The sequence below is a fragment of the Planctomycetota bacterium genome (assembly GCA_039182125.1).
In the GTDB taxonomy this organism is placed as follows: domain Bacteria; phylum Planctomycetota; class Phycisphaerae; order Tepidisphaerales; family Tepidisphaeraceae; genus JBCDCH01.
Genome location: JBCDCH010000012.1, coordinates 37,370 through 59,359 on the forward strand (window position 1 = coordinate 37,370; position 21,990 = coordinate 59,359).

At 64.3% G+C, this 21,990-nt stretch carries 18 protein-coding genes; 4 read left to right on the forward strand and 14 right to left on the reverse strand.

Annotated features, from left to right (window positions below; genetic code table 11):
* Genes pucL through AAGD32_04905 form a run of 4 tightly spaced genes read right to left on the reverse strand, consistent with a single transcriptional unit; the run spans position 1 to position 4,367 of the window.
* Positions 1 to 852 (reverse strand): factor-independent urate hydroxylase, encoded by an 852-nt coding sequence (pucL, locus tag AAGD32_04890; GenBank protein MEM8873576.1) that lies wholly within the window; start codon positions 850 to 852, stop codon positions 1 to 3.
* Positions 852 to 2,537 carry a 2-oxo-4-hydroxy-4-carboxy-5-ureidoimidazoline decarboxylase gene (uraD, locus tag AAGD32_04895; GenBank protein MEM8873577.1) on the reverse strand — a complete coding sequence of 562 codons (1,686 nt, stop codon included), beginning with the start codon at positions 2,535 to 2,537 and terminating at the stop codon, positions 852 to 854. Before uraD ends, pucL begins: the two co-directional genes overlap by 1 nt.
* Positions 2,538 to 2,581: 44 nt before the next feature.
* Positions 2,582 to 3,550 carry a ketol-acid reductoisomerase gene (gene ilvC, locus AAGD32_04900; protein MEM8873578.1) on the reverse strand — a complete coding sequence of 323 codons (969 nt, stop codon included), beginning with the start codon at positions 3,548 to 3,550 and terminating at the stop codon, positions 2,582 to 2,584.
* Between the two features lie 10 nt (positions 3,551 to 3,560).
* Positions 3,561 to 4,367, reverse strand: coding sequence for a GntR family transcriptional regulator (locus AAGD32_04905; protein MEM8873579.1), 807 nt, complete (start codon positions 4,365 to 4,367; stop codon positions 3,561 to 3,563).
* Positions 4,368 to 4,523: 156 nt separating this feature from the next.
* Here AAGD32_04905 and AAGD32_04910 point away from each other — a divergent pair, with 156 nt between their 5' ends.
* Complete coding sequence (locus tag AAGD32_04910; protein ID MEM8873580.1) at positions 4,524 to 4,784, forward strand: hypothetical protein; 261 nt, start codon at positions 4,524 to 4,526, stop codon at positions 4,782 to 4,784.
* Between the two features lie 5 nt (positions 4,785 to 4,789).
* Here the strand turns inward: AAGD32_04910 and allE are convergent, their stop codons facing one another.
* Positions 4,790 to 5,524: a (S)-ureidoglycine aminohydrolase gene (allE, locus tag AAGD32_04915; protein ID MEM8873581.1), complete on the reverse strand. Its 735-nt coding sequence runs from the start codon at positions 5,522 to 5,524 to the stop codon at positions 4,790 to 4,792.
* 72 nt (positions 5,525 to 5,596) lie between these two features.
* Between allE and AAGD32_04920 the strand changes: the two genes are divergently transcribed.
* Positions 5,597 to 6,511: an XdhC family protein gene (locus AAGD32_04920; GenBank protein ID MEM8873582.1), complete on the forward strand. Its 915-nt coding sequence runs from the start codon at positions 5,597 to 5,599 to the stop codon at positions 6,509 to 6,511.
* 357 nt (positions 6,512 to 6,868) lie between these two features.
* Here the strand turns inward: AAGD32_04920 and AAGD32_04925 are convergent, their stop codons facing one another.
* The 9 genes from AAGD32_04925 to AAGD32_04965 are packed head-to-tail and all read right to left on the reverse strand — an operon-like array spanning position 6,869 to position 19,852.
* Positions 6,869 to 8,188 carry a sulfatase gene (locus AAGD32_04925; protein MEM8873583.1) on the reverse strand — a complete coding sequence of 440 codons (1,320 nt, stop codon included), beginning with the start codon at positions 8,186 to 8,188 and terminating at the stop codon, positions 6,869 to 6,871.
* Complete coding sequence (locus AAGD32_04930) at positions 8,185 to 10,947, reverse strand: family 78 glycoside hydrolase catalytic domain (GenBank protein MEM8873584.1); 2,763 nt, start codon at positions 10,945 to 10,947, stop codon at positions 8,185 to 8,187. The genes AAGD32_04925 and AAGD32_04930 overlap by 4 nt, the downstream gene beginning before the upstream one ends.
* Positions 10,940 to 11,266, reverse strand: coding sequence for an L-rhamnose mutarotase (locus tag AAGD32_04935; protein MEM8873585.1), 327 nt, complete (start codon positions 11,264 to 11,266; stop codon positions 10,940 to 10,942). The genes AAGD32_04930 and AAGD32_04935 overlap by 8 nt, the downstream gene beginning before the upstream one ends.
* Entirely contained in the window at positions 11,263 to 12,402 is a 1,140-nt protein-coding gene (locus AAGD32_04940) for a DUF1961 family protein (protein MEM8873586.1), read from the reverse strand. The genes AAGD32_04935 and AAGD32_04940 overlap by 4 nt, the downstream gene beginning before the upstream one ends.
* The gene (locus AAGD32_04945; protein MEM8873587.1) at positions 12,399 to 13,802 is read right to left on the reverse strand and encodes a sialate O-acetylesterase; all 1,404 of its coding nucleotides are present in this window, start codon (positions 13,800 to 13,802) and stop codon (positions 12,399 to 12,401) included. The genes AAGD32_04940 and AAGD32_04945 overlap by 4 nt, the downstream gene beginning before the upstream one ends.
* A complete protein-coding gene (locus AAGD32_04950; GenBank protein MEM8873588.1) occupies positions 13,799 to 14,704 on the reverse strand; it encodes an ATP-binding cassette domain-containing protein in 906 nt (301 codons plus the stop codon). The genes AAGD32_04945 and AAGD32_04950 overlap by 4 nt, the downstream gene beginning before the upstream one ends.
* Positions 14,701 to 15,537 (reverse strand): ABC transporter ATP-binding protein, encoded by an 837-nt coding sequence (locus tag AAGD32_04955; GenBank protein MEM8873589.1) that lies wholly within the window; start codon positions 15,535 to 15,537, stop codon positions 14,701 to 14,703. Before AAGD32_04955 ends, AAGD32_04950 begins: the two co-directional genes overlap by 4 nt.
* Positions 15,537 to 16,643, reverse strand: a complete 1,107-nt coding sequence (locus AAGD32_04960; protein MEM8873590.1) for an ABC transporter permease — start codon at positions 16,641 to 16,643, stop codon at positions 15,537 to 15,539. Before AAGD32_04960 ends, AAGD32_04955 begins: the two co-directional genes overlap by 1 nt.
* Positions 16,643 to 19,852, reverse strand: coding sequence for an ABC transporter substrate-binding protein (locus AAGD32_04965; GenBank protein MEM8873591.1), 3,210 nt, complete (start codon positions 19,850 to 19,852; stop codon positions 16,643 to 16,645). The genes AAGD32_04960 and AAGD32_04965 overlap by 1 nt, the downstream gene beginning before the upstream one ends.
* A 129-nt stretch (positions 19,853 to 19,981) precedes the next feature.
* Here AAGD32_04965 and AAGD32_04970 point away from each other — a divergent pair, with 129 nt between their 5' ends.
* Positions 19,982 to 20,920: a heparin lyase I family protein gene (locus tag AAGD32_04970; protein ID MEM8873592.1), complete on the forward strand. Its 939-nt coding sequence runs from the start codon at positions 19,982 to 19,984 to the stop codon at positions 20,918 to 20,920.
* A 45-nt stretch (positions 20,921 to 20,965) separates the two neighbouring features.
* The gene (locus AAGD32_04975; protein MEM8873593.1) at positions 20,966 to 21,979 is read left to right on the forward strand and encodes a LacI family DNA-binding transcriptional regulator; all 1,014 of its coding nucleotides are present in this window, start codon (positions 20,966 to 20,968) and stop codon (positions 21,977 to 21,979) included.
* The last annotated feature ends 11 nt before the right edge of the window (positions 21,980 to 21,990 follow it).

The window sequence follows — 21,990 nt, forward strand, 5'->3', positions numbered from 1 at the left end:
TCAATCCCCCCGCGTCACGGTGCCGGTGATCAGGCCATATGGCTCGTCGGTCGCCATGAAAATCTCGTTGTCGTTGGTCAGACCGAACGGATCGAGGTTCATCGGAATGCGGTGCTGATTGGGCATCTCGAGGCCGATCTCCTCGATCGCCGGGCACGCGTCGAGCACATCGCGGCCCATCTGCAGCAGCGTCTGCTGCACCGCGAGGCTGTGGTGGCCAGCGAATACTTTCAGTAAAGCCCGCTTGGCGTTTTCGTACGTCGTGCCGAACTCGACGTGATGGTCGGCGATCCGCCAGGTCGCGTCGACGGTCGTGGCGAAGATGCGATCGTGGGCGTCGGCAAGGGTGCGGTAGCGATCGTCGACGAACGTGTGAAACTCCGACGCTGTGGTCTTGAGCACGAGCAGGCCAGCGACGCCGCCCATGACGATCGGGTCGCCCCCTGTTTCGTCATCGCCGCTGAGCACAACGGTGCAGGTGCGCGTGTCGCTGCCGCCGTTGGTGAAGGCGTGATCGTGATCGTCGATGCGTGTCCAGTTGGACTGCTCGATCGACACCGTTGCGTCGGTGACCTGGTCGTAGGTGTCGACGAAGTGACGAGCGAGGATGATCGCGAACGCCTCGGGCTCGGTGAAGTCGTGTTCCTTGGCGAGGACGTAGACGGTGTTCTTGATCGAGTCGGTCGCGACGACGGCGCTGTTGTCGCCGGTCTCGTAGCTGGCGTCGAACGCGCCCTCCAGGCTGACCTCGACGGCGAACTCGAGCAGGTCGTGACGCGACCCGTTGCGGATCACCTTGGTCATGCGGACCCGGCTCTTGCCGTAGCTGTTGCTCGTGAGTTGGTGCGGCATCACTCAAGGGTCCACACCAGATCGGCCAAACGCAAGCGGGCAATCTTCGCAATCTCCGCCAGTGCCGTTCGACGCTCCGTCTCGGCGTCGTTGGCGAGGCGTTCAGGGAACGCGTCGAGGATGGCGTCCTTCCGATTCTCGCGGGCGCAGATGACGAACGGGAAGCCGAACTTGTTGCGATAGTCGGCGTTGAACCGGTCGAAGGCGTCGGCCTCGTCGGCGGTGAGTTGGTCGAGGCCGGCGGCTTTCTGCTCGTCGGTGCTCTCGGCGGTGAGTCGGCCGGCCTTGGCGAGCTTGCCGACGAGGTCGGGGTGGGCGCAGATGAGATCGAGCTGTTCGTCCTGCGTCGCGGCGTCGACGACGGCGATCATCTTCGCGTGCAGGTCATCGACGTTCGCGAACGGTCGCGTGTCCCACGCACGCTCGGCGATCCATGGCGAGTGCTCGAAGATGCCGCCAAGCGTCTGCGTGAAACGCTCGCGGGTCATGCCGTTGAGCTGCGCGATCGTCGGCCGACGCACGGCCCGCTCGACCACCGCCGCGGCTTCGGCAATGTCCTCGACGCGCGAAAACTCGGCGGGGTTGTGACTGATCCCGTCGCGGCTCGGTACGAACAGCATCGCCGTCGGCAAGTGCGGCGCGAGAACGGCCGCGTCGTGCAACGCGCCACTCATCACGCGGGGCAGGTCGCCCGCGAGCTGGTCAACCAACGCCGGGTGCATCGGCCGTGCAGGAATCGCCTCGGTCTGCTCGATCGCGATGAAGGTGCGCCGGGCGTTGGCGATGTCGGTGAGCCGCGTGCGCAGTTGCTTGTCGCCGGTTTCGAGTTGCGCGTCGTCCGGGGCGCGAAAGTCGATCGTGAACTCGACGCGGTCGGGGATGACATTCACCGCATTGGGTTTCACCTCGAACCGCCCCACCGTCATCACGGCCTGCTCGGACAAAGTCGGTGCAAGCTGTTCCAACGCGTTGACCATCTCCGACGCGGCGCAGAGCGCATCGCGACGATCGGACATCGCCGTCGCACCGGCGTGGTTCGCCTCGCCCTCGAGGCTGACGCGGTACTGGAAGCGGCCGGCGATGGACTCGACGATGGCGATGCGCTGATCGCGCCGCCACATGCCCGGCCCCTGCTCGACGTGTAGCTCGATGAGGCCAAGGTGGTCGTGCAGCTTCGTCAGCTCTCCGGCGTACGGCTTGCACGCGTCGACGTACGTTTCGCCGGCGGCGTTACGGTAGAGGCAGAGGTTGTCGGCGGTGAGCTCGCCGACGAGTGCGCGACTGCCAAGCATGCCCATGCCGAAGGTCGGGCCTTCTTCCTCGGCGAAGACGACGAGCTCAACGGGGACGGCGACGTCGTCGTCAGCCGCTGCACGGAGCAGTTCGAGGCCGACGACCACACCGGCGACGCCGTCGTAGTCGCCGCCATGGGGGACGGTGTCGAGGTGGGAGCCGACTAGCCAAGCCGGTTCGTCCGGCTCGAGCTTGCCGCAGCGGCAAAAAAGGTTGCCGGCCGAGTCGCGGCGGACGACGCAGCCGAGCTTGGTCGCTTCGTTGGCGATGTACGCGACGGCGTCGCCCCACTCTTTCGAGAACGTCGGCCGGGTCGCACCCGCACCGGGGGTTTGTGTGATGGCCGCGATCGTCTCGATGTCGCGGCGGAGTCTGTCGGTTTGGATCGGCATATCGCGGATGTCATCCTGAGCGCAGCGAAGGATGACAAGAGGGTTCACTTTCCGAACTGCTCGCGCCACTTCTCGCCGGTCTTCTCCATCGTGCTCTCCGCGTGTGTCCGGCGCAGGCGGTGCAACTGCGGCATGCCCAACGCCCACTCCTGCATCCAGTCCCGCGCGAACACGCCGGCTTCGGTCTCGTCGAAGATCTTCTTGATCTCCTCCTCGTTGATCACGCGCGGGCCGCGCGTGCGGATGGCGAACTCGGCGGTGCGACTGCAGCCGTTGGTGAGATACTCCTCGATGCCGGCCTCGTCCATGACGTCGATGACGCTGCGGATCGAGCGGATGGCCTTGGCGTAGGCGAAGCTCGGCGGGTAGCCGGCGTCGACCATGGTGTCGAAGCACGCCCGCATGAGCGCGATGGTGCCGCCGTAGAGGATTTGCTCCTCAAAGTTGTCGCCCTCGGTCTCGTGCTGGAAGGTCATCTCGACGACGCCGGCGCGGGTGGAGCCGACGGCCTTGCTGACCGCGAGGACGATCGGCAGCGCGTCGCCGGTGTAGTCCTGATCAACCGACACGCAGCCGTAGACGCCCTCGCCGTCGAGGTACTTCTGGCGGACGAACTTGCCGGGCGCGTTGGGGACGAACAGCACGACGTTCACGTCCGTCGGCGGCGTGATCTGGCCGTAGAGCACGGAGAAACCGTGGCAGAAGCAGAGCGTTTGCCCGGACTTGAGGTGCGGCTTGATCTCGGCCTCGTACACCTTCGGCTGCACCGGGTCGGCCAGCTCGATGAGAATCACGTCGGCGTGCCGAACCGCGTCGGAGATCGGCATGGCGGTGAACCCGTCGGCCGTCGCCGCATCACGCGAACCGGTCGTGCCGATGATGACGTTGCAGCCGGAGTCCTTCGCGTTGGCGGCCTGCGCTTTGCCCTGAATCCCGTAGCCGAGCACGGCCACGGTCTTGCCATCGAGCACGGAAAGGTCGACGTCGTCGTCTCGGTAGATTTTTTCTAGCATAGCTGCTCGCTCAAAGGTCCAAGAGGAATGCGACTTCTTTGTTTTGATCCTCTGCCGCATCAAGGTGGCGTTCCATCTCGGCCTCGGCTCGTGCTTCGTCACCATCTACGATGGCTTGATAGATTGCCTGGTGTTCTGCGTGGATTCCCGCACCTCGGTCTTTCGTCTGATGCTGCTGCCGAAGATAAGTCGTTACTTCCGATGCCCGTCGTCCACCAACAACCGTCTGCTCAAGGGTGATTTCCACCAGTAAGGCAAGCACTTCGGACGAGAGGCGAGCAATCTCGGTATGAAACGCGATGTCAACTTCGATGTAGCTGCCAGCGCCGCCCGGGCCGTCTAGGGCAAAATCTAGACAAGACCAGACCTCCTCCATGCGTTGTCGGGCGATCGGTGATGAGCGGCACGCGAAGGCCGCTTTCTTCGCCCGGTTAGGCTCGATCATGCGTCGCGCATCAAATATCTGCTCTCTGTCTTTCGAAGTCAGCCGCCGCGGTCTTGCGCTACCGCCACTGCTGCGCTCGATTAAGCGACGGCCGGACAAAATAGTCAAAGCCTCGCGAAGTGGCCGTCTGGAAAACTCGTCGGCAGATCGACGCCCCCGTTCAGGTGGGAGCCTGTCGAGATCTGCTCGAAGTTGCGTTCGATAGTGCTTTTTCAGCAGCTTTTCAAGCAGTGCGGCTTCAGACAACGGGCTTCCACAACGCCAATGCCCTTCAAAAATGCTCCTCTTGAGGTACCGGGCGTAGGCTTCTGCAGGTGTTTTCGGGGCGATGTTGGGCGCATGGATTGGCCCTGAAGGCGTCAGTAGCGACATTTCCTCAGATTAGTCTCAGCCAACTCGGGGAACAAGAAGAATGTGGACGGCGCTAATCTTGGGGATTGTGCACAATGCAACGCGATTTTGCTTCCAGCAAGCGGGGCAATTCTCTACCGTTGAGCACACCGCCTCCATTCCCCGAACGGAGTGAACATGCAGTGCAAGCAAATCCTGGTTACCGAGGTCGCGAAGTGCCGCAACGTCGGGGTCGCAATTGGCCGCCCGACTTGGCCTTCCGATCAAACCATCACTTTTCTTGGTGCTCTTGTGCGCATCAAGGGAGACGGTGCTATCACAAAGGGTAGAGCAATGCTGCTCGAGGGCGTTCTTATCGAAGCCTCCGGCCTTGAAGTTGATGGTTATCACCAACTCATCGTGACCAATATCGAGAGCTCCATCGTTCCCTCGGGGTGATACGGTCAACGGTACAGAAGTCGGACTTCCCGATTTACGTTTTTGTAGTACAGGTACCGCGTCGGCGTTGGGCCGGTGGCGTAGTAGCTTTGCGGGCAGAACGGGGCCATGTAGATGTAGTCGTGCTGTTCAACTTCCATCCAGTCGCCGTCGAGGTAGTACATGCCTTTGCCGTCGAGGAGGTAGAGGCCGTGCTCCATGACGTGGGTTTCGACAATGGGCAGGCCGTGGCCGGGGGAGAAGGTGAAGATGTTCATCGCCATGTCGAAGGCGAAGTCGGGCGGGATGAGCTCCTGCAGCAGCGCGTCGGGGTTGCCTTCCCAGACGGTCTTCTCGACGTCGTCGACATGGCCGGCGAGCGCGGCGAAGGGTTCGATGTTGGGCGCGGGTTCGTAACGTTTGCGGAGGACGAGCAACTGTGTGTCGATTTCGGCCTCGAACTCGACCGGCGTATCCGGGCCGATGAGGCCGAAACTGCCAGGGCGGAGGTCGCCGCTGCCGGCCATGGCGTAGTAGAACGTCTCGATGCCCGGCTCGTCGGCGAAGCGTCCGCTCGTCCCGGCCGGCATGTCGATCAGGTACTGGACAAACTCCGCCCCAAGCGCCGGCGATGCGAGCACCCGCACTACCGCCTCGGGAAACCCCGGCAACCGTGACGGCGGAAACCCTTCCAACGGCATTAGCGCGTACCGACGCCCGACACGGGTTCGAGCATACACAAGTGATTCGATCGGACGCATGGACCAGGCACGGTAACGAGCGTGCGGCGAAGTTTGAAGTGGGAAGGCGGAGGGTTGAAGTAGGATGCGAGCGTGTTGGAGCTTTTGGACGAGATCGTAACACGGACGGCGGCGGGTGAGGTCGTCGGCGTCTGCATGGTCGCGTCGACGCGGGGCAGCACGCCGCAGAAGGCCGGGGCGTTGATGCTCGTGCTCGAAAGCGGCCAGACGCTCGGCACGCTCGGCGGTGGCTGCGTCGAGGCCGAGGTCCGCACGCGGGCCCAGGAACTCATGCACCGCCGCGAGAGCAAGACGCTGGAGTTCAAGCTCGACGGCGACGTCGGCAGCGGCTGGGACGACGGGCTGGTCTGCGGCGGAACGATGCGAATCGCGGTGGAAACGGTGACGGAAGCAGCGGTGTTTCGCAGTGTTGCGGAGGCGGTGAAGCGCGCCGAGCCGGCAACCCTGACGGTGGTCGACGCCGAGCACACGTTCGAGCCAAGACCGAGCTTGGTGATCGCAGGGGCCGGGCACGTCGGGCAAGCCCTCGCCGCGATCGCGGGGCCTGCCGGCTTCGACGTCACCGTCGTCGACGACCGCCCGGGCTGTGCAAGTGAGCAACGCTTTCCCGACGCCACACGCATCGTCGGCGACATCGAGTGCGAACTGCGAGGCCTGCCGATTCACGCCAACACGTTCGTCGTCATCGTCACCCGCGGCCATCGCCACGACGCCGACGCCCTCGCCGCAGTCGTCGACAAACCCGCCAAGTACGTCGGACTCATCGGTTCGAAGCGGAAGATCCTCACCATTCTGCGACAACTCCACGGCAACGGCGTCGACGCCGACACGCTCGCCAAGGTCCACGCCCCGATCGGGCTGAGCATCGGAGCGATCACGCCTGAAGAAATTGCCATCAGCATCGCCGCCGAACTCGTCGCCATCCGCCGAGCCCCAACGGACATCGGCCGTCCGCTGAAACTCGATCCCAAGCTCGCAACACGTTAACTCAACAAAAACGCCGCTTCCCGAGGTGGGAAACGGCGAGGATAGGGTCAAGGCCGGAGTGGGATTCGAACCCACGAATCACGGATTTGCAATCCGTTCCGATGACGGCACAACCGAATATGAGTACGAGACTTGTGACAGATTCTGTGTCAAACAGGTCGCGTCGGATGCTGACCTTGCCAAGACTGCCGTGGCGTGGCCGAGCCTCCCGCAGCACATCCGGACGGTGGTGCTTGTACTCATCGCGACGGTGAAGCCACCGCGATGATCCCGCCAACGACACCGGACAGTTTGACAAGAGCACAGTCCGTCATCGACGCGATCTCCTTGTGCGCCGTCTCGGCTAAATTGGCAAGTTCAGACTTTGCGGGTGTCCGCCGGGTACGTCGCTTCCATCGGCGTGAGCACGAGATCGTCGGGCAACGGCAAATCGCCTCCGTGACGCAACGGGTCGTTTGTGCGTGCCATCCGTGCAGCCAATCGTTCACGGAAGTCTGCCGCGACGGACTCGAAACTCTCGTCATTAAGGACATTGCGCAGGCAGTATGGATCGTTAACCAGGTCGTACAGCGACTCCGCCGGCGGTGGGTTGTCTGCCCAACCACGTTCGATCATCGCCTGACGAGTTGGCCCGGGATCACAGTTGGGCAGGACGCGACGCGCCAACTTGCCGAAGTGACGGATGTACAGGTAGTCACCGACCCGTACCGACCGCATCGGCTCGGCCGCCGCGTGGAAGTTCACCTCACCGAATGTCGCATCGTGCAGACGATCCACCTCCCCACGCAACAGCGGCAACAGCGAACGGCCGTCGAGATCGTCCGGCATCTCTTGCCCGAGCAGATGCAACACGGTCGGTACCACGTCCAAGTGCGTGACCGTCGCGCCGGTCCGCCGACCGCCTCCGATCCCGGGCCCACGCAACATGAGCAACACCCCGGTCCCCCCCGGCGTAAGTCGACTCTTGTAGTTCGGGAACGGCACGCCGTGATCAGTGGTGCAAATCAGAAGCGTGCTCTCAAAGTCAACCGCGTCCAAGACCCGGCCCACGCATTCATCCAACCGATCCAGCGCGACGTTGTAGTCGGCGATGTCCTGTCGCACTTCGGGCAGATCCGGAAGGTCTGGCGGCACGATCACGTCCACCGGATTGCCAAGCGGCGAGGCTTCGGCGTTGAATCGCTGGTCGGTCCGTCCCGCGGTGCGGTGGGTCGTGAAGAGGCCGCACGCGAGGAAGAACGGCTTGTCGTGTTCACGCCGAAGGTAGTCCGATGCCGCATCGGCGATCGCCGGGTCGGCGTCGGCAACGTCGTCCACACCAGGTTCGGCCAGCACCTCGTCGTAGGGCATGTCCGCCTCGGCCGTGCCCTTGAACTCATGCTGTACACCGGACAATGCGGTTGCGTAGCCAAGATCGCGTAGCAGACTCGCAAGGTGTCGACTCGGGTCGCGCAGTCGCGCGCCGCGGTGGGCCAGACCGATCATTCCGTTCTTGCGCGGCATCTGGCCGGTCAGTAGGCACGCACGACTCGGCGAGCACGTCGGGCTCGGCGTGTGTGCGTCTTCGAACAGGACGCCGTCGGTGGCGAGTCGTGTGAAGTTGGGCGTCGGATGCGGATGACCGTACGGTTCGATCCAGCGACCGGTGTCGTGGCTGTGCAGGTAGACGATGTTCATGAGCGGTTGGTGGTGATGTGGTGAGTACCGGCTGCGAGCTGCGTGACGGAGAAGTCGAAGCCGGCCGGGGTAGAAACATCGGCGACAGTGCCCGTTGGTAGCGTGATGGTCCAATGCAATCGGTTGTCGGTAAGTCGCCAGCTGCTCTCGATCCGACCGCGGGGACCGTCGTGGTGCGCCCGTGTCCATGTGATCGGGCCAACGCCATGCGGCCGCATGAGCAGGCGGTCCAAGCCCACTGCGCCCGGGTGCGGATCAATACCAGCGATGCAATGCCAGAACGTTTCGCAGATCGACGCGAGCGGTGGATGGTTCCGCGAGCGTTCGCGGTGTGCCATGCTTCCGGGTGGGACCAGGTATTCGTAGAGCGTGGTGGCGCCATCGTGCTTCAGCGACCAAAGCAAACTCGGGAAGCGGTCATTCACCAACATCGCGACAGCCTCCTCGGCGGGCGCATGGCGGAGCATCGCGTCTGCGATCCGGCGGTGGCCAAAGAAGCCGCCGACATTCAGTCCGCGCTGTTCGGCGATCCCGCGCCGCAGTGGCCCGGCGTCCTCGGTCAGCCCGAGCTGCAACGCCGCGGCGTCGGCAGTCGGATGGTGATAGTCGCCGAAGCGACGTTGGTAAGAAGCGGCGACTTCGACCCGAGTCGCTTCATAGCCATGCGGATCATCCAGTATTCCACCGAGCCGGATCGCCGCGTCCAGCAGGTCGATCAGCACCAGCGTCTGGTACACCGACTTGTCACAAACAGGGATCGGCTCGCCATCGTCGTGCACTTCCAGAGCCGCATGATCACCCCACGCGGCCGGCGGCATGACGCCGTCATCGAGCTTCTCCAAAGCCTGATCCAGCACCCGCCGCAGCGTCGGCCAGCAACGTCGGGCCGGCCGACTGTCCCCCCGGTACCGCCACAACCGCAGGGGCACTTGACCCACCAACGACTGCCAGCCGAGATCATCGACCGGTGGGTGCAGCCGCCGGCCGACCGAGATGCAGAACGGCGTCCCGTCCGGCTGCAGCGTGTCGAGCGTGTCGGTCAGGCTCTTCTCGTACATCGCCGCCGCGTCGTAGTTGAGCAGGCCGAAGTCGCAGGCGATCTCCAAGTCCGCGTGCCAGGCGCAGCGTTCGCGATGCGGGCAGTCGGTCAGCAGTCCGTGGGCGTTGCCAAGGTAGCTGCGTCGGCTCGCGATGAACAGGTCGTTCAGACCGTCCGCGCTGCAAGCGAAGTCGCCGACGAACGTGAGGTCGTTGTGGATGACGTGGGCGATGAGCTCGACGCCGTCGGCATCGTCGAGGCCGCTGAGCTGGACGTAGCGAAAGCCGTGATAGGTGAAGGCCGCTTCGTGGCAGTCCGGACGAGTGACGGTGAAGCGGTCGAGCTGTGCGACGCGTGTGGCGCGGACGCCAGTGGAGAGGTCATCGACGCGACCGTCCGCGTGCAGCGTCTCGGCGTGACGCAGCAGCAGCGTCCGGCCGACGAGCGCCAAGTCGTTCATCGCCACACTCACACGGCCCACGAGATTCACACCAAAGTCGTAGACGAACACGCCGGGATACGGTTCGGTCCGACCGACGCTACGGACGGTCGCAACCTTGCGGCATGGGGGGATCGGGCTGGGCTCGACAGCCACGTCCTCCGCACTCACCTTCACCGCCGACCAGTCGTGGAGCTGGTTGTCGTGTCGACCGTCGAAGTCCTCACCGGCGTAGACGTTGCTGCGTGTGATCGGACTGGTGGCAGCCTGCCACGATTCATCGCTGCAGACGCGGCGTTTCGTGCCATCGGTGTGGACAATCTCCAGCACAGCGCGAAGACGTGGCGGCCCATGCCACGGCCGGATCATCGGCCACCACGCTCGGTCCTGACCATACCAGCCGTCGGCCAGTTCGAACCCCAATACGAATGGCCCCTCCGATCGACTCTGCCACCACTGCGTCAGGTCCAGCGTCGTCGAGTAAGCCCGCCGCTTGTAGTTGCTCGGCGGCGGATCGAGCGTCGGAAGCGATTCGGTGAACCCGTCGAGCATCGGCCGCGCCCAGCCGAGCGCGGCGTAGTGCAACGTCATCGAGCGAACCGGTTTCTCCACGTTGACGTGCTTTCTCAGGCGCACGACCGGCCGCGTCTTCGGATAACACCGCGGCGGACGCGCGAATTCACCGACGACCGCCATGCCATGCCCGTTCGGTAACGGACCGTCCGCTTCCAGCTCCGGCAACGCCCCGGTCGACAGCGGATGCGCGGCCGTATCCACGATGTCTGCATGCCACTCTGCATCCGTGCCAATAAGCAACCGCTCGCCGTTGCTCAACCAAAGGTCCAGTCCGCACGCGACCTCGAACGGCCCTGGCGTCGCCATGAAGTCGTGCACCGGCTCGGCACCGGGCAATCCCTCGCCCGCGACCGGCTTTCGGGCCTCGAGCCAAATCACATTCTCGCCCGGGCCCAAGAACGTCGCCGCCTCCCCCTCGACGCTCGGCAGACCGCCCGGCGAAGTCTGGTAGCCAAAGCGCGGCAAGCCGTGAGTGTTCGCTTTCCATTCCACTTGCCCGGCGGACGTGTCACTTACCGCAATGACAACGCGACCGTCTACGACGATCACGCCCGGCGGCAGCGTGAATCGCCGCACCAGCCGCACGACCTCGCCCTCGCCCGGCTCCACACACAGCCAACGGCCAACCTCGCCCGCATCATAAACACCGTCGTTCTCGACCGACGCGTGTCCACCGATCCACCGGCTCTTAGCCCAGTCAGTCAAGGTGAAACACCTCTGTGAGCGGCGTCATCGCCTTGTCCGCCGCACCCTCGTCCAGTGGTTCGAAGTAGTCGATCATCGCCGCCTGCCAGCGGGCGTTGATCGCCTCGTCCTGCATGCCCGCGACGGCCGCGGCGAAGTCCGGCGTCTCGACGTAGCCGATGAGCAGCCCGTCGTCGCGCAGGAAAAGCGTGTAATTGTGCCAGCCGTGGCGGCTCAGTGCGTCGCGCATCTCCTGCCACACCTCGGTGTGGGCAGCGCGATAGGCGCCAACTCTGTCGGGGCGGACGTTGAGTGTAAAGCAGACGCGTTGGCGGTTCATGGGCGTAGCTCGGTGATGGTCAGGTCGTCGTAGCGGGCACGGGTCCATTGCATTTGCCGCAAGCCGAAGCGTCCGCCGGTCGGATCGCCGAGCGATGCAGACATCACCACGCGCTCGTCGGCAAGAAGCCACATCGCGTCCCGGTCGCGGATCAGCCGCATGCGAACCGGTGCATCGCCGATCGGGAAGGCGGGCGCAATCGCCCGCAGGATCAGGCCAGAGTTCTCGCGCAGGTTCAGCATCCCGCGACCCGGTTCGTGCGGCGGTTGGGCGAAGTAGGAGACGTGCATCGAGTCCAACGGGCCCGCGGTGTAGTCGTTGAAAGTCCCGTCGCGCTGCGGCAGGCGCGGGTCCATCAGATCGGTGATGCCGACAAGACGGGGGCGGGCGTCGAAGAAGATGATCGCGAGGCCGGTTTCGCTTCGGAGGGTGAAGGTCCAGTCGACGACATAGGTGCCGGGCAGAGTCGGCGGGAGCCAAATGGTGCCGTGGCCGTGATCGGGCCGCTGGGCGTCGGGCTTGGTGGACTCGATGAGTAGTTCACCGTCGGCCGCGTTCAGCTTTAGCGGCCCTTCGATCACCCAATCTCCGGGCGTTTGGTCCAAGCTGTTGGCGTAAAGCACCTCGCCGAGTCGGTGGGTCAGGTCCGGAACCGGTGGCTGTTCGACACCGAGAATGCCGCGCAGCTGTGACCCGGCGGGTGACGGTTCCAAGGTCGCGGACCAACCATCAGGTAAATCGCCAACCACGTCCGCTCCATCCGCTGTCACGGCTTTCCAGGCGTCGGTATCCCCGCCGTGAACCAGCACGCCGCCGACGCGCATGTGAATGCTGCCCTCTTCGGCGTCCCAAGACCACGCGAACGTCACCGGCTCATCGGCCGGTAGCACCGGGAGCATCACCAACGACGGCGGGCCGGCCACTCCCTCGGCCCACTGCCACTCGACGACCAAGTGCCGACGATCGTACCGCAAGACCGCCCGCCCCACCCCCGGTCGCTCGGCCAGCGTGTGACGCGCCGTTTCCAACTCGCCCGCTTGCAATGGCTCATCGAGACGCAGCGTGACGTGAAACTCATCTCCTCGCGTCACCGTCGAGAACAACAGCACGACCAGCATCGCACACGTCCATCTCATCGTTGCACCTCCATCACAAACGGCACCGCAGGTAAGCCGGTCTTGTTGAAGAGCGTCGGCGTCGGGTTGTTTGCATACGCGTACCGGACGGTCGCGGCTTCGCCGTTGAAGGCGACCCGAACCGTGTTGTCACGAAGCGTCGCATCGACGACATGGACCTGGCCTTCGCTATCGATGATCTCAAACGCACCACATCCGCGGAGTTCAAGACCCTCGCCGATATGCTCGAAGTCGATGATGATCGCACCGCCTTCTCGACGCGCCGTGATCGGTCGTGGCGACAGCGGCCGGTCGGTGTCGTAGGCCCGCGCCAGCGCCACGTCGGCAAGCCGACGGCCAAGCGTTCGCTTGTTCGTCGGGTGAATGTCATCCGGATCGCCGAGATCGATCGCCACGGCCATGCCTACCCCTGCCAATTCATCGGCAAGGTTTCGCTGCACCTCACGGAACATCGCCCAGTCGTCTTTGGGCGGCTCGAAGTTCGGTAGTTGCGTCGTCACCACTGGCAACGCCTCATCGCGAAAGTTCGATCGCCACGCGTCGACGATTGACGGGAACAGATCCGCGTACCGCGCCGGCATCAGCGCGTTGCTCTCGCCCTGGTACCACAACACGCCCGCAATGCTCAGCGGCTCAAACGGATGTTGCATCGCGTGGTAGATGCCCGACGGCTCGAATCGCTTGCGCCGACTGCGGATCGTCTTGCTCTCGGCGAGTTTGGGCTCGTTGATCTGCATCCACCGCTTCCACCACGCGCGGACCTGCGGTCCGGCCGGGGAGGCGTCGATCGCGTCGGCGGGGAGCCAAGCTTCGATCATCGTTCCGCCGTAGGCCGCTTGCACGATGCCGACCGGTCGACCGGTTGCCTCGTGCAGCGTCACGGCAAAGTGATACGCGACGGCGGAGCGATGCTTGATCAGCGCCGGATCAGCCACCACCCACTCACCCATGCCGGTCGCTTGCGGCTCGGCGGCGGTCGCCTGCTTGATGTTGAACATCCGCACACCGGGCACCGTCGCCCCCGCCTCGACCGCTGGCCACTCGGCCGACTTGAACAGCGGAAAGTTCATGTTGCTCTGCCCCGCGCAGAACCACACGTCTCCCGCCACCACGTTCGAAAGCCGCACTGCCGTCGTTCCCTCGGCCGCGAGTTCGTGTTCGATACCGAGCGCGGGTGCCGGCAGTTCCGCCTCGAACTTCCCGTCGTCGCCGCAGATCGCACGAGCCGATGCGCCGCCGAGGTACAGCCGCACGACCTGCCCCGGTTCGTCCCAGCCCCAGACGTGCACCGGCTTGTCATGCTGCACGACCATGTGGTCGCCGAACGGCGTCCCCAGCACGAGGTCCGCCAACGCCGCCGATGGCGACAACAGCAACGCAATCAGAAACCAACATTTCATGCGGAAGCTCCGGTCAGGGTGGCACGTTCAACAACGTCCGGCAGCGGCCGCAACGCGTCGTCGGAAAGGTCCTCGACGCGCAGCGGCGTCAGTTTGCGGTCGGGGTCAGGGTTCGGCACCGCCGAGAGCAGCACCCGGGTGTACGGATGACGCGGCTCGCGGAAGATGTCCTCGGCCCGCCCCGCCTCGACGATCCGTCCGCGGTGCATCACGATCAGCCGGTCGCACACCTGCCGCACCACCGACAGGTCGTGCGACACGAAGAGATACGTCAGCCCCATCTCCGCCTGCAACTCCGCGAGCAGGTCCAGCACCTGCGCCTGCACTGTCACGTCCAGCGCGCTGACCGACTCATCCGCGACGACGAGCGCCGGGCTGAGGATCAGAGCGCGGGCGATGCCGATGCGCTGACGTTGACCGCCTGAGAAAGCGTGGGGATACCGCAGCAACGCGGAGGTTGGCAGACCGACCCGCTCAAGCATCGCCGCGGCCCGGTCCCGGCGCTCGGCCTTTCCGCAAACCCGATGCACCAGCAATGGCTCGGTGATCAGCTCCTGCACTGTCATCCGCGGGTTCAGCGACGAGTACGGGTCCTGGAAGATCATCTGCATCCGGCGGCGCAGCGGGATGAGCCTGGTGTCATCGATTTGGTCGAGGCGATGCTCCGCGTCGCCATCGCGGAAGATGACTTGTCCGGCGGTCGGTTGCAGCGCGCGGAGGATGCAACGGGCGAGGGTCGTCTTGCCACTGCCGGACTCGCCGACGATGCCGAGCGTTTCGCCGGCAGCAATGTCGAGATCGGCCGAGTCAACGGCGACGAACTCCTTGAACCGCCGCCGCCAGCCGGGCAGCGCGGTGCGGAAGACTTTGCTCAGACCGCGGACTTCGAGCATCGGCTTCATGACGCGACCCTCGCGGTTGGTGTGTCGAGCCGGGGGATGCTGTCGATGAGCTTGCGGGTGTAGTCGTGTTGCGGGTGGAGGATCACCTGCCGCACGTTGCCGCGCTCGACGATCTCACCCTGCCGCATGACGGAGACTTCGTCAGCAACCTGCGCGACGACGCCGAGATCGTGGGTAATGAACAGCACGCTCGTTCCGTTTTGCTCCTGCAGCCCGTTGAGCAACTCGAGGATTTGGGCCTGAACGGTCACGTCGAGCGCGGTGGTGGGCTCGTCGGCGATAATGACTTCGGGCCGTGCTGCCAGCGCCATCGCAATGACCACGCGCTGTCGCATGCCGCCGGACAGTTCGAACGGGTACGCCTTCATCCGTTCGTCCGGGTCGGGCATGCCGACCTGCGCGAGCATCTCAATGCAGCGGTCCCAAGCGGCTCGGCGACCGATCTTCTTGTGCAGTCGCAGCGCTTCGACCAGCTGGCTGCCGACCGTGTGCACCGGTGAGAGCGCGGTCATCGGCTCCTGGAAGATCATGCCGATCCGTCCGCCGCGGACGTCGTAGATCAGCGGGTCCTTCTCACGCAGCGCCGTGATGTCAATCGGCGGAGCGTCCTTCGGGAACAACGTGATGCTGCCACCGACGATGCGACCGGGCGATTGGATCAAACGCATCAGGCTGTAACTCGTGACGCTCTTTCCGCTACCGGACTCGCCGACCAGGGCGAGCGTCTTTCCCCGCGGGAGGTCGAAGCTCACGCCACGCACCGCCTCGGTCACGCCGGTGGCCGAGGTGAAGGACACGCGCAGATCCCGTACTTCGAGAGCATTTTCGTTCATCACGCCCCCTCCCCGTGCGGGTCGGCGGCGTCGCGGATGCCGTCGCCCAGGAAGTTGAACGCGAGCACCGCCAGCACGATGAACACCACCGGCGAAAGCAGCCACGGATAGAACCGCACCGCCTTCACGTCCAAGCAATCCTGCAACATCACGCCCCAGGAAACCACCGGCGGCCGCAGGCCGAGCCCGAGAAACGACAGCGAAGTCTCACCGAGGATCATCACCGGAATCGTCAATGTGACCGCAACAATCAGGTGGGAGGTGAAACCGGGGATCAGATGGCGGAACAACACGCGGCAATGGCTCATGCCCAGCAGCCGCGCGGCCACGGCGTAGTCCTCTTCCCGAAGCGCGAGGATCTTGCCGCGCACCACCCGCGCCAGCGGCGGCCAGTTGAGCAGCGACAACGCCACGGTAATCGCGAAGAACACGCTCACGCTCGACCACTCCGGCGGAAACACCGCCGCCAACGCCAGCCAAAGCGGCAACTGCGGCAACGCGCTGACGATTTCGATGACGCGTTGGATGAAGGTGTCGATCCGTCCCCCGGCATAGCCGGAGAGTCCGCCGATGCTGATGCCCAGCACGAACGTCAAAGCAACGCCGACCAAGCCAATGCTCAGGCTGATACGAGACCCAACGACGATGCGGCTGAAGACATCGCGACCGTACTTGTCCGCACCGAGTACCAGCAGCGGCGCGTCGGACGACGTACCGAGCAGGCGGTGCTTCATCGGAATAAATCCCGCAAGGTAGTACGGCTCCGAAGCCACCAACAACCTTACTGGCAGCGTTGATTCGGCATCTGCTTGATACGTCCGTTGCAGCGTGACCGGGTCGACGTGTTTCACAAGCGCCGTCGCATGCAGGCCGTCCGACCACGACCAAGTGATCGGCGTCGGCGGTGCGTAGGCGTAGTCGATGTGGTAGGCGTTGGGGTCATTAACGCTGACGAACTCGGCGAAGATCGCGACGAGGTAGAGCACCGACAGCACGCCGACCGAGGCGACCGCGAGCTTGTGGCGGAAGAACCGCCGCACGAACAGGCGGCGCGGCGACAGCACCGCTGGGTCGGAATTCGTGATCGTCTTGGCGGGCGCTTCCATCACCGGCTTCCCCCGTCGAAGCGAATCCGCGGGTCCAGCGCCAGCAACAGCAGGTCGCTCACCAAGGTTCCGACGATGCCGAGCAGCGAAAGCAACATCAGCAGCGACCCCGCGAGGCTCGTGTCTTGGTTGAGCAGTGCGCCCAGCAACATCGGTCCGATCGTCGGCAGACTCAGCACGATCGCCACGATCGCTCCGCCGCTAATCAACTGCGGAAACAGCACGCCGACCCGCGAGACGAAGGGGTTGATCGCGAGCCGCAGTGGGTACTTCCAGACGAGCTTGGTTGGCCGGACGCCCTTGGCGCGGGCGGTGGTGACGTACGGCTTCTTCAGCTCGTCGAGCATGTTGGCCCGCATGACACGGATCATCCCGCCGGTCCCGCCGAGGCCGAGCACGACGATCGGGATCCAGATGTGCTTGGCCAGGTCCCACACCTTCGCCGCATCCCACTCCGGCTGGGCGGCGTACTCCGCGCTGAACAAGCCACTTGCCCCGACCAACGCCATCAGCACCAACGCCAGCAGGAACGGCGGCACGCACATGCCCAGAAAACTGACGATCGTGACGACGTAGTCGGTGATCGTGTACTGCCGGACCGCGCTGAACACGCCGACCGGGATCGCGATGAGCCACGTCATCAGGATGGTGCCGAGCGCGATGGCGACGGTGAGCAGCAACCGATCACCGATCATGTCGTTCACCGGCCAACCCGTCTCCATGCTCCGGCCGAGGTCGCCCTGCAGCAGCCCCGCATCGGCAGCATCGAAACTCGTGAACCATGTCAGCCCTACCCAACGGCAGTACCGCTGCCACACCGGGTCATCCAAGTGGTGCAAGCCCCGGAGCTCTTCAATCTGACGCTGTGCGGTCGGGTCGCCGCTGGCCTCGAGTTGGGCCAGCTGCGTGACGAGGAAGTTGCCGGGAGGGAGCTGAATGATCGTGTAAATCACCACCGACAAGACCGCGAGCGTCGGCACCATGATGAGCAGTCTTTTGCCGATGAACGGATAACGGATCGCCGCGTAGAGCAAGCCGATCAGGCCGATGCCGACGAATCCGCGGAGGACCCAGGAGGTGTCGTCGGCACTACCTGTCGGCGTCGATCCGGACGCGACGGCGACGTTGATTAGCGAGTCCCGCGCGGCGGCAATCGCGCCCGGGGTGTCGCGTCTCGACTCGAAGTACCACGTCTCCAACCCGGCGTTGCCCGGTGTGCCGAGGTAGACGCTGTCCACCGCCACCCGCGGGACGTTTCGCAAGTCGACATCGACCACCGCCGGCTGAGGCGGGGCCGTCGCGATGTTGATTGTCCAGAGATTCTCCGCAGCGATGGCGGCGATCTTGTTGAAGTGTTCAACGCGGGCCGCCGGATCAGATTCGGCCAATGCCTCGTCATAGAACCGCATTGCTTCACGGACCGGATGGCCGGTTGGCGGCTTGATGCCGACACCGTCCGCCTCACCGCGAAGCCCACCAGCCTCGTACCACTGGCCCCAGCCAACCGCCCAAAAGCTTGCCGTCCCGACCGGTACGAAGTGCCGCGGACTCAGTAAAGGCCGAAAGTCGCTCTCGCCGGTCCAGGCCATGAAGTCGCTGCTGCCTGCGTCCCGCCCCATCATGAAAAGTGCGCGGGCTCTTTCACGCGGGATCGCACGCACTCCGATCTTCGCCCAATCGTCCACGACGAACTGCACCGGTCCGGGACCCGTGAACGAGGTGTAGTCGATGAAGAATGTGAGCGTTCGACCGTCCAGCTGCCGCCACCCGTCGCCATCGCGGCGAACGAAACCGAGTTCATCCAACAGCTTTGCGGCACGAATCGGGTCGTGATCGGTAGACGCATTGCGCAGTTCATCGACGTCGAACCCGGCATCGACCGGCGGAGCAATCTGAGCCGGCTGGGCCTGACCCGCATACTCGGCGTCGACGATCCGGTCCCGGTCGATGGCCAACGACAACGCCTGTCGAAACTTCGCCTCGCCCAGCAACGCTGCCTTCGCCGCCGAGGCCGGATCGTCTTTCGACACGGCCCGGTTCAGATTCGGGTTAAGCACCCAGGCCGACCCCGCCCCACTGACCCAGGAGTACACCTGAAAACCGCCGGCCTCACGCTGGGTCATCAAGTCGGTGATCGTGTCGAACCGCAGATGCCGGGCCTGCATGCTTACTCGTCCGTTGCTCGCTGCGAGTGCCAGTAGTCCTCCGGAACGAACGTCGAACTGCACCCGATCCACATACGGCAACTGCCGACCCTCCATGTCGACCGCGAAGTAAAACGGATTGCGCACGAACACATGCGGCGCTCCGGTACTTGGCGAGCGATAGATCCACGGCCAGAGCCGCGGGTGATCGGGGTTGTCCCATCGTTTGAGCGATTTGTAGGTCGTGGCGGGACTGGGCTGGCGGGTCCGCTGCTGGGCACCGGCGATGGCCGTTTCGTCGCCGAGTGTCGGGTGAAACTGTCGAAGGTAATGGGCTGGTGATCCGAACAGGTCGTAGGCAAAGATGCTCGCCAATCGCTGCGGGAACAAGCCGTTGGGCTTGGCGAACGTGATGCGCAGTCGATACTCGTCGAGAGCCTCCAACGTCGCCGGCTCCCCGAGGTGCATCAGCCAGTCCGGCGGCTGGCCGATCACCGCCGGGTCGCCGACCTCGTGTTCCCACCAGTACATCGCGTCGGCCGTGGTGAACGGAGTCCCGTCCGACCAGCGGTGTCCGGGGCGCAGATGCAGGACGAAGGAGCGACCATCGTCGGAGACGTCCAACTTTCGGGCGAGGTGCGGAACGAGCGGGTCACCGGTCGGGCTGAACCGCATCGGCGTCGCCATGGACAGGCGGTTGCCAATGATGCCGACATCGCCCTCGCCTGTGGCCAACCGCAGCAACGTCCCGCCGTATTGGCCGATCCCATCCACGCCGCGCAACACCAATGGCGTCCGCGGCACGCGCTCCGTCAACGGTGGCAAGATCCCGTCGGACACCAACGGTTCCAGAAGAGAGGGTTCCTTCTCGGACAATGCAATGTCCGCCTCCACCACCAACACCCCCGGCTCGATCGATTCGACCGCTGGCAGCGCGGCAACACGCGCCCCAGACGAGCCCCATGCAAACAGAAACGAGAGCCCCCAGACCAACACCGCCACTCCGAGCACCGCCATGATCGGCGTAAGCATCAGTTTGAGCAGCGGCAAGACTCTGCGGAACATGAACGACCTCTAATCAAACCGGCCAACGTGTCGCCAGATCCTCCTCCGGCGCAACGACAACCTACCGCAGATCCGCCGCCTGTCGAGCTTTGTCATTGACAATAACGTTTTTTCATTTACATTTGTCGGATGGCCATTGCTCCGATGTGCATCGTCGCGATCCTTGCGGCGCAAAGCCTCGCCACACAGCCGACGACCGGCCCGGCGACCCGTCCCGACGAGGGATTTACGCCCATTCATCTCGACTTCGATGCCGACGCGTCATTGGAGTTGAATGCCGTCCAGGGCGGCGGTACGGCAAGGTACCACTTCTACGTTGAGGGCGGCCAGCGCTTCGACATGCCGGCGATGGGGCAGAGCGTCGAGCCACAACTCTCGACCGAACAGGCCGTAAGCGGGAACACCTCGCTCAAGCTCACCACCCTCGGCAGCAACGGCAAGGATCGCGACCGTGTCGAACTACGGCTCAAACACGGCAAAGGTGACCCCAATCTTGGTCGCGAACCATTCCGCTTTGGCCAGGACCGCTGGTATGGCTTGAAGATCTTCATTGACCCCAACAGTGCGCCGGCTCGGCCGGGTGGCCGGTGGGTTCATGTGCATCAACTCTGGCAGCCTCACAACGTTGAAACGGCTAGGTTGGCCGGCTGGGGCATCCCACTGGCGGTGGGTTTCAAGCCCGTCGCCGCTGACGAGGCCGTGAAGTTCCAGCTCGCGGCCGTGGCAAAGAGCGACGGCCGGCGCGAGCAGTTCACCCTCGGCAACCTCGAGCCGGGCAGGTGGCACGAACTGACCTTCAACGTCATGCTCTCGCACAGCCAGGACGACATCGACGGCCACTTCCGCGTCTGGCTCGACGGGCAGCAAACCGTCGACGCCACGGTCGACATCGGCAACGCCCCCGGCGTCGACGAGTCGATCGGTTTCGAGTCACTAGACGCGATGGATGTCCGCTTCGGCCTATACCGCAAGCAGCAGGCCGGCGACCAGACGCTCTACCTCGACGACGTCTGGTTCGATGACCACCCGCCACGACCCATGCCGACCAGCCGCCCGGCGACCGAGTGAATAGTTTTCAATGTTGTCATTGACAATATTCGCGGTCGTGTTACGTTGACCCGAAGGAGGTCGCAACGCATGTCCATCACAGAGGTCGCCAAAGTCGCCGGGGTATCGCACGCCACGGTCTCCAACGTCATCAACAATCGACCGTCGGTGAGCCCGAAGACGGTCAAAGCGGTCCGGCAAGCAATGGCGCAGATTGGATACACGCCCCGCCCGGTTGAGAGCCGGCCCGGCCGTCGTCCACGCAGTGCCGACGGTGTGTTCACCGGTCGCGTCTCGATGGTTTGGCCGCGACGTGAGGGTTACAACAACCCCGTCGCCTTGGGCATCATGCAGGGCATCGGCACTGAACTCGACGCGCTCGGCCTGGACCTAACCGTCTCCTTCGCCGACGCGGAGAACGTGGGTCAGGTGGTCGATCGTGCCGACGGGCTTCTCGCGCTCGGCTTTCTGGAAAAGGGCATGATCGACTCGCTGCGTGGCAAGCCGATCGTGTGGATCGGGTCCCACGGTCCGTTGGACTGGGGCGACCGTGTCCGCTGTGACCACGGGCAGATTGCCCGGGAATCCGTCGCTTACCTCGTCGACCAAGGCTGCGATTCGGCGATCTACGTGAATCTTGACACACCCCACCCTGCCTTTCAGCAGCGTGGCGCTTCGTTCCGCCTCGAGTGCGAACGGCTAGGCGTCCCGGTCCAAGTCGTGCAGATCAAAGGCGGCGACCCAGCCACCGATGCAGTGAAACAGTTGAGCCGACTCAAGCCTACCAGTCGAGCCGGGATGTTCGTCGCTTGTGATCGGCACCTCGCTGCACTGGATCGCGCCTGCCGGCTCACTGGGGTGACGACGTTGGCCGACCACCCGGCCATCGGCTGTGACAATGACACTTCCGCCCTGGCGGGTCTGATCCCGACACCGGCCACGTTCGATCTGCGGGCTGAACAACTCGGTCGTCTGGCCGTCCACCGACTCTCCGAGCGGATGCGCGGTAATGGCGGCGCCGGCCAAGTCACCATCACACAATCGGCCCAGCTCATCGAGCCACCGACCCATTCCGCGTAGTGATTCGCGAA

Coding starts and splice junctions, on each gene's coding strand:
- AAGD32_04970 (MEM8873592.1), top strand. CDS start 19,982: ATGGCCATTGCTCCGATGTGCATCGTCGCGATCCTTGCGGCGCAAAGC.
- AAGD32_04965 (MEM8873591.1), bottom strand. CDS start 19,852: ATGTTCCGCAGAGTCTTGCCGCTGCTCAAACTGATGCTTACGCCGATC.
- AAGD32_04950 (MEM8873588.1), bottom strand. CDS start 14,704: ATGAAGCCGATGCTCGAAGTCCGCGGTCTGAGCAAAGTCTTCCGCACC.
- AAGD32_04905 (MEM8873579.1), bottom strand. CDS start 4,367: ATGTCGCTACTGACGCCTTCAGGGCCAATCCATGCGCCCAACATCGCC.
- AAGD32_04955 (MEM8873589.1), bottom strand. CDS start 15,537: ATGAACGAAAATGCTCTCGAAGTACGGGATCTGCGCGTGTCCTTCACC.
- ilvC (MEM8873578.1), bottom strand. CDS start 3,550: ATGCTAGAAAAAATCTACCGAGACGACGACGTCGACCTTTCCGTGCTC.
- uraD (MEM8873577.1), bottom strand. CDS start 2,537: ATGCCGATCCAAACCGACAGACTCCGCCGCGACATCGAGACGATCGCG.
- AAGD32_04910 (MEM8873580.1), top strand. CDS start 4,524: ATGCAGTGCAAGCAAATCCTGGTTACCGAGGTCGCGAAGTGCCGCAAC.
- allE (MEM8873581.1), bottom strand. CDS start 5,524: ATGCGTCCGATCGAATCACTTGTGTATGCTCGAACCCGTGTCGGGCGT.
- AAGD32_04935 (MEM8873585.1), bottom strand. CDS start 11,266: ATGAACCGCCAACGCGTCTGCTTTACACTCAACGTCCGCCCCGACAGA.
- AAGD32_04940 (MEM8873586.1), bottom strand. CDS start 12,402: ATGAGATGGACGTGTGCGATGCTGGTCGTGCTGTTGTTCTCGACGGTG.
- pucL (MEM8873576.1), bottom strand. CDS start 852: ATGCCGCACCAACTCACGAGCAACAGCTACGGCAAGAGCCGGGTCCGC.
- AAGD32_04945 (MEM8873587.1), bottom strand. CDS start 13,802: ATGAAATGTTGGTTTCTGATTGCGTTGCTGTTGTCGCCATCGGCGGCG.
- AAGD32_04925 (MEM8873583.1), bottom strand. CDS start 8,188: ATGAACATCGTCTACCTGCACAGCCACGACACCGGTCGCTGGATCGAA.
- AAGD32_04960 (MEM8873590.1), bottom strand. CDS start 16,643: ATGGAAGCGCCCGCCAAGACGATCACGAATTCCGACCCAGCGGTGCTG.